15 protein-coding genes are annotated in these 14,191 nt (G+C 69.4%); 11 read left to right on the plus strand and 4 right to left on the minus strand.

Annotated features, from left to right (window positions below):
• Positions 1-182 precede the first annotated feature (182 nt).
• Positions 183-1,655 carry an Asp-tRNA(Asn)/Glu-tRNA(Gln) amidotransferase subunit GatA gene (gatA, locus tag AC07NX_RS08630; RefSeq protein ID WP_494640896.1) on the minus strand — a complete coding sequence of 491 codons (1,473 nt, stop codon included), beginning with the start codon at positions 1,653-1,655 and terminating at the stop codon, positions 183-185.
• On the minus strand, positions 1,655-1,942 hold the full coding sequence (gatC, locus tag AC07NX_RS08635; protein WP_494640898.1) for an Asp-tRNA(Asn)/Glu-tRNA(Gln) amidotransferase subunit GatC: 288 nt from the start codon (positions 1,940-1,942) through the stop codon (positions 1,655-1,657). The genes gatA and gatC overlap by 1 nt, the downstream gene beginning before the upstream one ends.
• A 100-nt stretch (positions 1,943-2,042) precedes the next feature.
• On the opposite strand from gatC, the gene ruvX reads away from it, so the two are divergent.
• Positions 2,043-2,537 carry a Holliday junction resolvase RuvX gene (ruvX, locus tag AC07NX_RS08640; protein WP_494640900.1) on the plus strand — a complete coding sequence of 165 codons (495 nt, stop codon included), beginning with the start codon at positions 2,043-2,045 and terminating at the stop codon, positions 2,535-2,537.
• Here the strand turns inward: ruvX and AC07NX_RS08645 are convergent.
• A complete protein-coding gene (locus AC07NX_RS08645; RefSeq protein WP_494640902.1) occupies positions 2,534-2,722 on the minus strand; it encodes a hypothetical protein in 189 nt (62 codons plus the stop codon). The two genes, ruvX and AC07NX_RS08645, sit on opposite strands and share 4 nt — an antisense overlap.
• A 166-nt stretch (positions 2,723-2,888) precedes the next feature.
• Between AC07NX_RS08645 and AC07NX_RS08650 the strand changes: the two genes are divergently transcribed.
• The 10 genes from AC07NX_RS08650 to AC07NX_RS08695 all read left to right on the plus strand — a co-directional run bounded on the left by AC07NX_RS08650 (position 2,889) and on the right by AC07NX_RS08695 (position 13,380).
• On the plus strand, positions 2,889-3,890 hold the full coding sequence (locus AC07NX_RS08650) for an aspartate carbamoyltransferase catalytic subunit (protein ID WP_494640904.1): 1,002 nt from the start codon (positions 2,889-2,891) through the stop codon (positions 3,888-3,890).
• On the plus strand, positions 3,887-5,191 hold the full coding sequence (gene pyrC / locus AC07NX_RS08655) for a dihydroorotase (RefSeq protein ID WP_494640906.1): 1,305 nt from the start codon (positions 3,887-3,889) through the stop codon (positions 5,189-5,191). Before AC07NX_RS08650 ends, pyrC begins: the two co-directional genes overlap by 4 nt.
• Positions 5,192-6,106: 915 nt before the next feature.
• The gene (locus AC07NX_RS08660) at positions 6,107-6,922 is read left to right on the plus strand and encodes an oxidoreductase (RefSeq protein ID WP_494640908.1); all 816 of its coding nucleotides are present in this window, start codon (positions 6,107-6,109) and stop codon (positions 6,920-6,922) included.
• A complete protein-coding gene (locus tag AC07NX_RS08665) occupies positions 6,922-7,512 on the plus strand; it encodes a TetR/AcrR family transcriptional regulator (RefSeq protein ID WP_494640910.1) in 591 nt (196 codons plus the stop codon). The genes AC07NX_RS08660 and AC07NX_RS08665 overlap by 1 nt, the downstream gene beginning before the upstream one ends.
• Before the next feature lie 202 nt (positions 7,513-7,714).
• A complete protein-coding gene (gene plsY, locus AC07NX_RS08670; protein ID WP_494640912.1) occupies positions 7,715-8,377 on the plus strand; it encodes a glycerol-3-phosphate 1-O-acyltransferase PlsY in 663 nt (220 codons plus the stop codon).
• On the plus strand, positions 8,374-9,477 hold the full coding sequence (gene dprA / locus AC07NX_RS08675) for a DNA-processing protein DprA (RefSeq protein ID WP_494640914.1): 1,104 nt from the start codon (positions 8,374-8,376) through the stop codon (positions 9,475-9,477). The genes plsY and dprA overlap by 4 nt, the downstream gene beginning before the upstream one ends.
• Before the next feature lie 37 nt (positions 9,478-9,514).
• Entirely contained in the window at positions 9,515-9,799 is a 285-nt protein-coding gene (locus AC07NX_RS08680) for a BrnT family toxin (RefSeq protein WP_494640916.1), read from the plus strand.
• Between the two features lie 40 nt (positions 9,800-9,839).
• Entirely contained in the window at positions 9,840-10,127 is a 288-nt protein-coding gene (locus AC07NX_RS08685; RefSeq protein WP_494640918.1) for a helix-turn-helix domain-containing protein, read from the plus strand.
• 171 nt (positions 10,128-10,298) lie between these two features.
• Entirely contained in the window at positions 10,299-12,977 is a 2,679-nt protein-coding gene (gene topA / locus AC07NX_RS08690) for a type I DNA topoisomerase (protein ID WP_494640920.1), read from the plus strand.
• 31 nt (positions 12,978-13,008) lie between these two features.
• A complete protein-coding gene (locus AC07NX_RS08695) occupies positions 13,009-13,380 on the plus strand; it encodes a hypothetical protein (protein ID WP_494640922.1) in 372 nt (123 codons plus the stop codon).
• Here AC07NX_RS08695 and AC07NX_RS08700 read toward each other — a convergent pair.
• Positions 13,377-14,189 (minus strand): oxidoreductase, encoded by an 813-nt coding sequence (locus tag AC07NX_RS08700; RefSeq protein ID WP_494640924.1) that lies wholly within the window; start codon positions 14,187-14,189, stop codon positions 13,377-13,379. The two genes, AC07NX_RS08695 and AC07NX_RS08700, sit on opposite strands and share 4 nt — an antisense overlap.
• Between the last annotated feature and the right edge of the window lie 2 nt (positions 14,190-14,191).

Consider the following 14,191-nt stretch of genomic DNA (forward strand, 5'->3'; position numbering starts at 1 on the left):
GGCCCCGACGCCGGTGATCGCCGCGCCCGCCGCGCCGGCGCCCGCCCCCGCTCCGGCCCCGACGCCCGCCCCGGCCGCGGTCCCCGCCACGCCGGACACCCCGATGTAGTTTTCAGTGGCGTAGCGTAAAAAAGGGCGGCTCCTCGCGGGGCCGCCCTTTTCGTCGTCCTAGGGGCGGCGGATCACCACCACTTCGTCGCCTTGGCCTTGAAGCCGGCGGCCTTCTCGATCGCCCCGGCCACCGAGAACACCGTGCCCTCGTCCAGCGGCTTGCCGATGATCTGCAGGCCCAGCGGCAGGCCGTTGGCGTCCAGACCGGCGGGCAGGCTGAGGCCCGGCAGGCCCGCCAGGTTGGTGGTCACCGTGAACACGTCGTTCAGGTACATGGCGATCGGGTCGTTGCTGTTCTCGCCCAGGCCGAAGGCCGCCGACGGCGCGGTCGGGGTCAGGATGGCGTCGACCTTCTCCCAGGCGCTGTCGAAATCCTCGGCGATGCGGCGGCGCACCTTCAGGGCCTTGAGGTAGTAGGCGTCGTAATAGCCGGCCGACAGCACATAGGTGCCGATCAGGATGCGGCGCTTGACCTCGTCGCCGAAGCCCTGGGCGCGGGTGTTCTCGTAGACCTCGGTCAGGTTCGAACCCTCGGCCCGCAGGCCGTAGCGCATGCCGTCGTAGCGGGCCAGGTTCGACGAGGCCTCGGCCGGGGCCACGATGTAGTAGGCCGGCAAGGCGTACTTGGTGTGCGGCAGGCTGATCTCGACGATCTCGCAGCCGGCGTCCTTCAGCCAGGCGATGCCGTCGGCCCACAGCTTCTCGATCTCGGCCGGCATGCCGTCGACGCGATACTCCTTCGGCACGCCGATCCGCAGGCCCTTGACCGACTTGCCGACGAAGGCGGCGAAGTCGGGAACCGGCACGTCCAGGCTGGTGGAGTCCTTGGGATCGTGGCCGCTCATCGAGGTCAGCAGAATCGCCGCGTCCTCGACGGTCTTGGCGATCGGGCCGGCCTGGTCCAGCGAACTGGCGAAGGCCACCGTGCCCCAGCGCGAGCAGCGGCCGTAGGTCGGCTTGATGCCCACGGTGCCGGTGAACGACGCCGGCTGGCGGATCGAGCCGCCGGTGTCGGTGGCCGTGGCCCCCAGGCACAGGTCGGCGGCCACGGCCGCGGCGCTGCCTCCCGAACTGCCGCCCGGCGTCAGGGCCTGGTTCGAGCCGGCCTTGCGCCAGGGATTGACCACCGGGCCGTAGGCGCTGGTCTCGTTGGACGAGCCCATGGCGAACTCGTCCAGGTTCAGCTTGCCCAGCATCACCGCCCCGTCGCGCCACAGCTGGCTGGTGACGGTCGACTCGTAGGACGGGACGAACGGCTCGAGGATCTTCGAGGCGGCCGTGGTCGGCACGCCCTGCGTGCAGAACAGGTCCTTGATGCCCAGCGGGATCCCGTCCAGCGGACGGCCAGCGCCAAGAGCACGTCTTGCGTCCGAGGCGGCGGCCATCGACAGGGCCCGCTCGGGCGTCTCGACCAGGAAGGCGTTCAGGCCGCGCGCGGCCTCGACGGCCTCGATATGGGCCTGGGTCAGCTCGACCGAGGTGAAGTCCCCGGCCTCCAGCCCGTCCAGCGCGCCCTTCAGCGTGAGAGAGGTCAGCGCGCTCATTATTCGACCACCTTGGGGACCACGAAGAAGCCGCCCACCGACTTGGGGGCGTTGCTGGTGACGAGGTCGGCGTCGCCGCCCATGGTCACCACGTCGTCGCGCAGCGGCAGGCCGGCGTGCACCACGCTGGTCAGCGGCTCGACGCCGTCGGTGTCCACCTCGGCCAGCTGCTCGATCCACGTCATGATGCCGTTGAGCTCCTGGGCCAGGGCCTCGATGCGCTCTTCGGGTTCGGCGATGCGGGCGAGCCGCGCGACCTTCCGCACGGTGGCGGCGTCAATGGCCATGGGGGCCTCCTGAATTCCAAGCGCGTGGGTTAGCCGTGTGAGGGGCGCTTTGACAAGCGTTCCCTTGTCGGGAGGGCGCTTGGCCGTGATATGAGGACCCATGCCCGTCCTCGACATCGCCGACTTCGCCGCCGCCCTCCCCGACTACAGGCCGATCGTCGGCCTGGACCCCGGCGAGAAGACCATCGGCGTGGCCGTGTCCGACGTCACCCTGACCGTCGCCAGCCCCCTGGCCCTGATCAAGAAGGGCAAGTTCAGCGACGACGCCAAGACCCTGTTCCAGCTGATGGACAGCCGCAAGGCCGTGGGCATCGTCATCGGCCTGCCCATGAACATGGACGGCACCGAAGGCGTGCGCTGCCAGTCCAACCGGGCCCTGGGCCGCAACCTGCTGCGCCTGAACCCCGACCTGCCGATCACCTTCTGGGACGAGCGCCTGTCGACGGCGGCCGTGACCCGGGTGCTGATCGACGAGCACGACGTCAACCGCAAGCGCCGCGGCGAGGTGGTCGACAAGATGGCCGCCGGCTGGATCCTGCAGGGCGCGCTGGAGCGCATCCGGGGGATCAACGAGGCGGCGGGCAAGGGGTTTTAGGCCGGCTTCAGGATGATGCCCGCGACAAGGCTCCAGACTGCGTCGAAAACCTCGTTGAGTTTGTCTTTGGCGAACACAGCCAACGAAGCGATCACGATGCCTCGGAGCCATTTCCCCGCGCGCTTCAATTTGACCGACTCTGACGCCGAAATGAAATCGGCCAGATAGAAACGGTGCATCTGCATCGTCATTTCCTTCTTGGGATGGCGGACGTCGTCTCGACGCTCGCAGAAAAACAAGGGCCAGAACGACCTCTGCCTTTGGTAGGTATGTCGGCATCACCCACCCTATGGAAGCGAAAAGATCGCGCCGCCTTCCCTCCGAGTCCAAAGCCCCGTAATACGCGCACTCATGACGGCCAAGCCCCCGCCCCATGAGCCCGCCGCGCCGATCGAGACGATCCGCGCCCGCATCTTCTCGTTCCCTCGACGCCATTTCCTGTCGGCCGGCGACCTGAACGCCCTGCAGGCCACCGAGCTGCTGGACCTGGCCGACGCCTTCGTCGCCCTCAATCGCCAGACGACCAAGTCCCTCGACATCCTCAAGGGGCGGACGCTGATGAACCTGTTCTTCGAGAACAGCACCCGCACCCAGTCCAGCTTCGAGATCGCCGGCAAGCGCCTGGGCGCCGATGTGGTCAATATGAGCCCGCGCACCTCGTCGATCACCAAGGGCGAGACCCTGATCGACACCGCCGTGACCCTGAACGCCATGCGGCCCGACCTGCTGGTGGTGCGCCACGCCTCGTCCGGCGCCGCCAGCCTGCTGAGCCAGAAGGTCAGCGGCAGCGTGATCAACGCCGGCGACGGCCAGCACGAGCACCCCACCCAGGCGGTGCTGGACGCCCTGTCGATCCGCCGCGCCTTCGGCCGGGTCTCGGGCCTGACCGTGGCGATCTGCGGCGACGTGCTGCACAGCCGCGTGGCCCGCTCCAACGTCGCCCTGCTGCACACGCTGGGCGCCAGCGTCCGCCTGGTCGGCCCGCCCACCCTGATGCCGGCCCAGGCCGAGCGCTGGGGCGTCACCGTCCACCACGACATGAAGGCCGGCATCGCCGGGGCCGACGTGGTGATGATGCTGCGCCTGCAGCTGGAGCGGATGCAGGGCGCCTTCGTGCCCTCGACCCGCGAATACTTCCGCTTCTACGGCCTGGACCGCGACAAGCTGGCCAAGGCCGCGCCGAAGGCCAAGGTCATGCACCCCGGGCCGATGAACCGGGGCGTCGAGATCGATTCCGACGTCGCCGACGATCCCGAGATCAGCCTGATCCAGGACCAGGTCGAGATGGGCGTGGCGGCGCGGATGGCGGTGCTGGCCTCTCTGGCGCATCGGCTCGAGGAGCACGGCAAGTGACAAGCTCATCCCCGCCCCTCGCCCTGATCAACGCCCGGCTGGTCGATCCCGAGAGCGGCTATGACGGCCCCGGCGGCGTCATCGTCTCCGAGGGGGTGATCGCCGACGTCGCCAAGGGGCGCGAGTTCGGCAAGCTCGGCAAGGACGTCCGCGTCGTCGACTGCGGCGGGGCCATGCTGGCCCCCGGCCTGATCGACCTGCGGGTCAAGACCGGCGAGCCGGGGGCCGAGACCAAGGAGACCCTGGCCAGCGCCGCCAGGGCCGCCGCGGCCGGCGGGGTGACCAGCTTCGTCGTCCAGCCCGACACCGACCCGGCCGTCGACGACCCCAGCGTGGTCGACTTCATCCTGCGCCGCTCGCGCGACATCGACGCCGCCCGCATCCTCTGCGCCGGCGCGGCGACCAAGGGGCTGAAAGGCGAGCAGATGGCCGAGATCGGCCTGATGCGCGAAGCCGGCTGCGTCTACGTCACCGACGCCGACCGGCCGATCGTCGACAGCAAGGTGATGCAGCGCATCCTGACCTACGCCCGCGGCTTCGACACCCTGCTGGCCCACCGGCCGATGGACCCGTGGCTGGCCAAGGGCGGGGCGGCCACCGGCGGCGAGTTCGCCGGCCGCATGGGCCTGCCCTCGATCTCGCCGATGGCCGAGCGGATCATGCTGGAGCGCGACGTCGCCCTGCTGGAGGCCACGGGCGGCCGCCTGCTGGTCGACCAGGTCACCAGCGCCCAGGCCCTGGAGACCCTGGCCCGCGCCAAGGCCAGGGGCCTGCGGATCCACGCCAGCGCCTCGATCAACCACCTGTCGTTCAACGAGCTGGACATCGGCGACTATCGCAGCTTCGCCAAGGTCACCCCGCCCCTGCGCGGCGAAGACGATCGCCAGGCCCTGATCGAGGCCCTGGCCTCGGGCCTGATCGACATCGTCGTCTCGGCCCACGCCCCGGCCCCGGCCGAGGACAAGCGCCTGCCCTATGACGAGGCCGCCCCCGGCGCCGTGGGCCTGGAAACCCTGCTGCCGGCCCTGCTGAGCCTCTATCACGAGGAGCGCCTGCCGCTGGTCGACCTGATCCGCGCCGTCACCCTGGCCCCCGCCGCCCTGATCGGCCTGCAGTCGGGCCGCATCGCCCCCGGCGCCCCGGCCGACCTGGTGCTGTGCGACCTGGACGCCCCGCTGATCGTCGACGCGGCCAAGCTGCTGTCGAAGTCCAAGAACTCGCCGTTCGACGGCCGCCGGCTGCAGGGCCAGGTGCTGATGACGATCGTGGATGGACGGGTGGCGCATCGGGCAGAGGGGTAGGCTTTAGCCAGCCACCCCTTGTGGACACTCGGGACTTTGGCGCGCTGAACACCTGCCCCTCCGGCCCTTCGGGCCACCTCCCCCAGAGGGGGAGGATCTACGCCGCGATAGATGCTCCCCCTCGGGGGGAGCTGTCGGCGAAGCCGACCGAGGGGGTCTTTCACAGGCACGATCTCTCGATCTCACGCTTTTGGCTGTGAGCTGATGGAAAGGGTCGCGGAGCGCCGGACATCGTCCGGAGTGTTTTGACTATTACCGTTTCGACGAAGCCCAGATCGCTCCGCGCGGTCGTTATCCGCCAGCGTCCGGTAGGCAGCCCTGTTGAGGCTTAGCCGGACTCCGGACCCCGCCGTTTCCGACGGACTCCGGCGACGAGGGCGCGGATCTACGACACACGCGCTTGGTCCCCATCGACGCCGACGGCGGGCGGGCTTCCCAACGATGGAAGGCCCCGGACACGCTGGAGTAACCCCCTCCAGCCCAGTCCCGCTCGATCGCCCCCCGCCGCCGCATCGGTCGCTGGCCATGCGCCCTTTCCACGCGACGAGGTGGGACCAGGATAAGGGTGGTCCGAAGGGGTGAGGACAGATTGGGGTCGAGAAAGTTCAGGGCGTTGATTTTGCTGGGGTTCGTCGTGGATACGCCGGGGACGGATCCGTTTTCCCCTTACCTATGCGCAAAAGGCCTGTCATTCCCGGACAAGCGCGTAGTGCGAAGATCCGGGACCGGGGTGACTCGACGCTTGCAGCGGTCCCGGACCGGCGCTCGGGCTTCGCCAAGCTTGTCCAGGATGACAGGCGAAGCCGTGCGCCGCTCCGTAAAGTACGAACATAATTTATTCCACAGGAAGCCTTGCCCAGCGGTCGCTCGGCGCCATTATAGTATGATCATAATTCAAAACTTCAGGAGCCTGTGATGACAGCTACCCCGCAAGTCGCGCTCGTAACGGGCGCCTCCTCAGGCATCGGCAAGGCCACGGCGATCGCCTTGGCCGCCGCGGGCTTCCAGGTGATCGGAACCGGCCGCGACACCGCGCGGCTCACCGCGCCCGCCGGGGTGACCTATCTCGACCTCGACGTGACCAGCGATGACTCCGTCGCCTCGGCGGTCAGGCAGGTGATCGACCGGTTCGGGCGCATCGACGTCCTGATCAACAACGCCGGCGTCGGCACGACCGGCGCGGCCGAGGAGTTCTCGATCGCTCAGACGCGGGACATCTTCGACATCAATGTCTACGGGGTCATGCGGACGACCAAGGCGGTCCTGCCGCACATGCGCGCCCAAGGCCGCGGACGCATCATCAACGTCTCGTCCCTCAGCGGATTCGTCCCCAGTCCGTTCATGGCCCTCTACGTCTCGACCAAGCACGCGGTCGAAGGCTACTCGCAGTCGCTGGACCACGAGGTTCGCGACCAGGGCGTCCGGGTCCTGCTCGTCGAGCCTGGTCCGATCAACACGCCGTTCGCGGGCCACAGCGTGGTGGCCGACACCCCCCTGCCGCTCTACGCGGCGGGACGGCGCAACTATGACGAACTGCTGGAGCAGAACCTCCGCGGCGGCGACGACCCCGCCGTCGTGGCCAAGGTGATCGTCGCGGCGGCCATCGACCGGAACCCGAAACTACGGCGCACCGCCGGCGCGACCGCCCGGACCATCAAAGCCGTGCACCGCGTCGCCCCGGCTCGGGTCTTCGATGGCGTCATCCGCAAGTTCAACCGGATGCCGAGCTGATGGCGCGCTATACGAAGGAACACAAGCAGGAGACCAGGCGGCGGATCATCGCGACGGCCGGTCGGCGGCTCAAGCGGGATGGCATCGACGGCTCCGGAGTCGCGACGCTCATGAAGGACGCGGATCTCACCAACGGCGCCTTCTACGCCCACTTCGACTCCAAGGACAGCCTGGTCGCGGAGGCCGTCACCGACCAGCTGCACGCCCTGCACGCGAGCATCGTCGAGCTGACGGAGCCCGGCCCGGCCGGTCTCGAACAGATCATACGCTGGTACCTGTCGGCCCATCACCGCGACGACCTCGGGGACGGCTGCCCCAACGCCGCCCTGCTCGACGAGATCGGGCGCAGCGCGGACGCGATCAGGCAGGCGTACACCGACAGCGTACTGGTCGTCATCGACGGCCTGGCCGCCCGCATGGCGCCCGAAGATCCGCTCTCGGCCCGCGTGAAGGCGCTCAGCCTCCTGGGCCTCATGGCCGGGACGCTGCAACTGTCCCGCGCCCTGACCGACCGACGGCTCTCCGATGAGCTCCTCGAGCGGGGCCTCCGCAACGCCCTCGCCCTGGTGAGCGCCGAGCTGCGGGCCTGACTCTCATTTCCGCGACAAGGGGCTGGCGGGGTTCGAAGCGCCGGAATGGGGCGGCTGGACGAGCACCGCCCCCGCGAGTAACTCCGGGAAAACGGTGGAGCCCGCGCCGCAGGCTCCGCTATAAAAGTCGAAACCGGCGTTTTCGCCCTTGCCATGCGCCCGCCTCGCCGGGCAGCTTCACCACATCCATAGGTCGCAATCCGTGCAAGATCTCGCCCAAGCCGTCTACCTGTCCCTCGGCCTCACCCTGCTCGGCGGCTACCTGCTGGGCTCGATCCCCTTCGGCTTGATCGCCACGCGGCTGGGCGGGGCCGGCGACATCCGGCAGATCGGTTCGGGCAATATCGGCGCGACCAACGTGCTGCGTTCGGGCCGCAAGGACCTGGCCGCCATCACCCTGCTCGGCGACGCCGGCAAGGGCGTGGTCGCGGTGCTGCTGGCCCGCTGGCTGAGCCACGGCAACCCCTTCGTCATCGCCCTGGCCGGCGGCGCGGCCTTCACCGGCCACCTGTTCCCCGTCTGGCTGAAGTTCAAGGGCGGCAAGGGCGTGGCCACCTTCTACGGCGTGCTGCTGGCCGCCTGCTGGCCGGTCGGGCTTCTGGCCGCCGTCACCTGGCTGGCCGTGGCCGTCCTGTTCCGCATCAGCTCTCTGGCCGCCCTGGTCGCCGCCGCCTTCGCCGCCCCGTTCGCCCTGGCCACCGACCAGGACGCCGCCTTCCTGGGCCTGTCCCTGTTCATGGCCGTGCTGATCTTCATCCGCCACAAGGACAATATCGGCCGGCTGCTGAAGGGCCAGGAGCCCCGCATCGGCAAGAAGAAGACGGCCGAAGCGCCGCCTCCCCAAGACAAGACCGGCGCCGCGTGACCCCGCGCCACCTCTCGGATCAGGAGCGCCTGGCCTGGCTTCGCCTGGCGCGCACCGAGACGGTCGGCCCCGTCGCCTTCGATCATCTGCTGACCCGGTTCGGTTCCGCCGAGCGGGCCCTGGTCGCCCTGCCCGACCTGGCCCGCCGGGCCGGCCGCGCCTCGCCCCTGCGCCCGCCGCCCGAGGCCGAGGTCCTGCGGGAACTGGATTGCGGCCAGCGCCTGGGCGCACGGCTGATCTGCGCCTGCGAGCCGGACTTTCCCCCGCGCCTGGCCGCCCTGGATCCGCCGCCGCCGGTGCTGTGGGCCCTGGGTCATGCCGAACTGCTGTCCCAGCCCAGCCTGGCCATCGTCGGGGCGCGGATCGCCTCGGCCGGCGGCCAGCGCTTCGCCCGCCAGCTGGCCGCGGAACTGGGCCGGCACGGCTATGTGGTGGTGTCGGGCCTGGCGCGCGGCGTCGACGGCGCGGCCCACGAGGGCGCCCTGGCGACCGGCACGGTGGCGGTGCTGGGCGGCGGCGTCAGCGACATCTATCCGCCCGAGCACGCCGACCTGCACGCCCGCATCGCCGGCGAGGGCGGCTGCATCGTCAGCGAAAGCGCCCCCGACCGCCGGGCCCAGGCCAAGGACTTCCCCCGCCGCAACCGCATCATCTCGGGCCTGTCGCTGGGCGTGGTCGTGGTCGAGGCCGAGCTGAAGTCCGGCTCGCTGATCACCGCCCGTCTGGCCGCCGAGCAGGGCCGCGACGTGTTCGCCGTGCCCGGCTCGCCGCTGGACCCGCGCGCCAAGGGGCCCAACGACCTGATCCGCCAGGGCGCGATCCTGTGCGAGGGCGTCGAGGACGTGCTGAGGTCGCTGTCGGGCCAGGCCCACCTGCGCGAGCGCGAAAGGCCCTACGCGGCCGAGGACGAGGGCGCCGACATCGACCACGACGCCCTGCGCGAAGACATCGCCCGCCTGCTGTCGCCGACCCCGGTCTCGCGCGACGAACTGGTCCGCGCCACCCACGCCCCGACCTCGGCGGTGATGGCCGCGCTGGTCGAGCTGGCCCTGGCGGAGCGAGCCGAACTGCTGCCGGGCGGGATGGTGGCGGGGGCCTGATCACCTCACCTTGCCCCAGGTACTGGATATCCGTACTATGGACCTCACTTTCGACTGGGATATCGAGAAGGCGCGCACCAATCTCGCCAAGCATGGCGTGAGCTTCGAAGAGGCCTGTCTCGCGGTTCTGGATCCTCATCGCGTCGAGATCATCGACGATCGTTTCGACTATGACGAAGAGCGCCTGCACATCATTGGCTTGAGCTCGCAACGCCTATTGCTCGTGGTGACAGTCTCCCATGCCCAAGACCATCACAGGATCATCTCGGCCCGCACCGCCAGCCGGCGTGAAGAGAGTCACTATTTCGGGGGCGAACCCTAGATTTCCCGTCGGCGAGACCGACTGGGCGCGCCTGAGGGCGATGACCGAAGAAGAGATCGAGGCCAACGCTCTTTCCGATCCGGATAATCCGCCCCTGACGGCGGAGCAGTTGGCGCGAGCCAAGCGCGTCAACGCGGTCAAGGACATCCGGCGGCGGCTCGACATGACCCAGGCGCAGTTCGCCGAGGCCTTCCGCCTGCCCCTGTCCACGGTCCGCGACTGGGAGCAGGAACGCAGCTATCCCGACGCTCCCGCCAGAGCCCTGCTCACGGCCATCGCCCGCGATCCGCAGACGATGATGCGGCTGATCGGCGGCCAGGCGGCGTAGGGCCAAATATTCCTCTCTCTATAGAGAGAGCCCGGAGCCAAATCGTCCGTCCGCCAAGGCCGCCGTTGACAGACCCCTGGCGCCGCCCCCACTTTCCGGCCCTCGCCGCCTTAGCGCTCCCCTTGGGGTTCGCCTCGGGGACGAACCCAATTCCCAGGCACCAAGGTCCTAATGAACGTCGTCGTCGTCGAGAGCCCGGCCAAGGCCAAGACCATCAACAAGTATCTCGGGTCCGACTACAAGGTCCTGGCCTCGTACGGCCACATCCGCGACCTGCCGTCGAAGGACGGGTCGGTCGAACCGGACAACGACTTCGCCATGAGCTGGGAAGTCGACGGCAAGGCCGCCAAGCGGGTGTCCGACATCGTCGACGCCCTGAAGGGCGCCGACCGCCTGATCCTGGCCACCGACCCCGACCGCGAGGGGGAGGCCATCAGCTGGCACGTGCTGGAGGTGCTGCAGAAGAAGAAGGCGATCAAGGACAAGACCGTCCAGCGCGTCACCTTCAACGCCATCACCAAGTCGAGCGTGCTGGAGGCCATGGCCAATCCGCGCGACATCGACATGGAGCTGGTCGAGGCCTACCTCGCCCGCCGCGCCCTGGACTACCTGGTCGGCTTCACCCTGTCCCCGGTGCTGTGGCGCAAGCTCCCCGGTTCGCGCTCGGCCGGCCGGGTGCAGTCGGTCTGCCTGCGGCTGATCGTCGACCGCGAGCTGGAGATCGAGCGCTTCAAGACCCAGGAATACTGGACGGTCGAGGCCGACGTCACGGCCGGCGCCGAACCGTTCCTGGCCCGCCTAGTCAAGCATGAGAACAAGAAGCTCACCAAGTTCGACCTCAACAACGAGACCTCGGCCCTGGCGGCCCGGGCCGCGGTGCAGAAGGCCGTGTTCAAGGTCGCCGCGGTCGAGAAGAAGCCCGGCAAGCGCTCGCCCGCCCCGCCCTTCACCACCTCGACCCTGCAGCAGGAAGCCGCCCGCAAGCTGGGCTTCTCGGCCCAGCGCACCATGCAGGCCGCCCAGAAGCTGTACGAAGGCATCGACATCGGCGGCGAGACCGTCGGCCTGATCACCTACATGCGGACCGACGGCGTGTCGGTCGAGCCGGAAGGCATCGCCGAGGCGCGCAGCGTGATCGGCAACGTCTATGGCGAGACCTACGTCCCCGAGACGCCGCGCTACTACAAGGCCAAGGCCAAGAACGCCCAGGAGGCCCACGAGGCCATCCGTCCCACCAGCCTGAAGCGCAATCCGGGCTCCCTGCGCCTGGAGCCGGACCTTGGGCGCCTCTACGAGCTGATCTGGAAGCGGATGATCGCCTCGCAGATGGAGAGCGCCCGCATCGAGCGCACCACGGTCGACCTGGAGAGCGCCGACGGCCAGACCGGCCTGCGCGCCACGGGCCAGGTCGTCCTCTTCCCCGGCTACCTCGCCGTCTATGAGGAAGGCCGCGACGACGAGGGCGACGAGGACTCCGCCCGTCTGCCGATGATCGAGGAGGGCGCGGCCGCCAAGGTGCTGGACGCCCGCGCCGACCAGCACTTCACCGAGCCGCCGCCGCGCTATTCGGAAGCTAGCCTGGTCAAGAAGATGGAAGAGCTGGGCATCGGCCGCCCCTCGACCTACGCCTCGGTCCTGACCGTGCTGCGCGACCGCGCCTATGTCCGCATGGAGAAGCAGCGCTTCATCCCCGAGGACAAGGGTCGGCTGGTCACCGCCTTCCTGGAGCAGTTCTTCCGCCGCTACGTGGAGTACGACTTCACCGCCGCCCTGGAAGAGCAGCTGGACCTGGTGTCGGACGGCAAGCTGGACTGGAAGCAGTTCCTGCGCGACTTCTGGAAGGACTTCGCCGCGGCGGTCGGCGAGATCGCCGAGCTGCGCACCACCAATGTGCTCGACGCCCTCAACGAGGCCCTGGGCCCGCACATCTTCCCGGACAAGGGCGACGGCTCCAACCCGCGCACCTGCCCGACCTGCGGCACGGGACAGCTTTCCCTCAAGACCGGCAAGTTCGGGGCCTTCATCGGCTGCAGCAACTATCCCGAATGCCGCTATACGCGCCAGCTGGCCACCAGCGAGGGCGACGGCGAGGCCGAGGCCGCCGACAAGGAGCTGGGGATCAATCCGGCGACCGGCCGGGCGGTGTGGCTGAAGAACGGGCGCTTTGGCCCCTATGTCGAGGAACTGGCGGCGGCCGACAGCGGCGACAAGCCCAAGCGCTCCAGCCTGCCCAAGGGCTGGACGGCGGCGGCGGTCGACCTGGAGAAGGCCCTGCGCCTGCTGTCCCTGCCCCGCGAGGTCGGCGCCCACCCGGACGACGGCAAGACGATCACCGCCGGCCTGGGGCGCTTTGGGCCGTTCGTGCTGCACGACGGCACCTACGCCAACCTGGAGAACCCCGAAGACGTCTTCGACATCGGCCTGAACCGCGCCGTGGCCCTGCTGGCCGACAAGCGGGCCGGCGGCGGGCGTCCGCAACGCGGCCAGGCGGCCGCCCTGGCTGAACTCGGCAACCATCCCGAGGACGGCAAGCCGATCCGCGTGCTGTCGGGGCGCTTCGGCCCCTACATCAAGCACGGCGACACCAACGCCAATGTCCCCAAGGGCGCCGATCCGGCCGCCCTGACCCTGGACGAGGCCGTGGCCCTGATCGCCGAGCGGGTCGCCAAAGGCGGCGGCGGCAAGAAGCCGGCGAAGAAGGCCGCCACCAAGAAGGCGCCCGCCAAGGCGAAGGCCGCCGCGGCGACGGATGGAGCCGTCCCCGCGAAGAAGGCGCCGGCCAAGAAACCGGCGGCCAAGAAGGCCCCAGCCAAGAAACCCGCCGCGACAAAGGCCAAAGCCGAGGCGTGACGCGCCTCGGCGGTGAGATTAAGCTGGCCCCATGACGTCGCTCGAACGCCCCCTGCCCTTGCCTGTCGTGGTCGTGATCCTGTCGGCCATCAGCGTCGGCGGCTTCGCGTTCGGCCTCAAGAACGCCCTGCTGAAGACCGACCGCGAGGCGGCCTCGACGGCGCCCCTGGCCGAGGTCTCGGGCGTGCCGGTGCGCGAGGCCACGCCGACCGTCGCCGAGGTCGCGCCGCCGCCGCCGGTCGAGGCCCCCAAGCCCAAGCCGGTCGAGGTGGTCGAGGACGCCCCCGTGGTCGCCGCGCCGGTCGTCGAGACCCCGCCCGCCGCGCCGCCCCCGGTCGAGAAGAAGCCGGAAGCCCCGCCCCCCGTCCAGACCCCGCCGCAGCGGATCGAGGACCTCTATTAGGTCGAAAACCCGTAGTGTTTGCGGACGGCGTTGTCGAACGCGGCGGACGGGATAAAGCGCCGCAGGGCGCCCAGCTGGTTGGATTGCTTGCCCGCCGGGTAGCGCAGCTTGGGCTTCGCGGCGCCAGCCGCCCGCACCACCGCGTCCGCCACGACCTGCGGCGGGTCGCCCGCCTCCACCCACTGGCGCATCAGCGCCTCGCTGCGCGCGCGCGCCGTGTCGTAGACCGCGATCGGCTGATCGGCCCGGGTCAGGTTTTCCTCGAACGCCGTGCGGGTGACCCCGGGCTGCACCAGCACGACGCGGACGCCGAACTCGCGCACTTCGTGGTCCAGCGATTCCGAATAGCCTTCGATCGCATGCTTGGTCGACGCGTAGAAGGCGTTGAACGGCGACGGGATCACGCCCAGCAACGAACTCATGTTGACGATCCGGCCGCTCTTCTGGCGGCGCATGATCGGCAGGACGGCGTTGACGACCCGGGCCACGCCGAACACGTTCACGTCGAACAGACGCTGGGCCTGGGCGATCGACGATTCTTCGGCCCCGCCGAGCAGGCCGACGCCGGCGTTGTTGACCACCAGGTCGATGCGCCCGGTCTGGCCGATGATCGTCTCGACCGCCTGGTCCACCGAGGCCTGGCTGGTCACGTCGCACACCAGCATCGTCACGCCCGCGCTGTCAGGGAGGGGCTTTCGGCTGGTCCCGAACACCCGATAGCCGGCCTTGGCCAGCGACTGGGCCACCACCAGGCCGATCCCCGAAGACGCGCCCGTAACGAGCGCGACGCTGCTGTCTTTCCTAGCCATGT

Source organism: Caulobacter sp. GW821-FHT09A05, assembly GCF_059418465.1.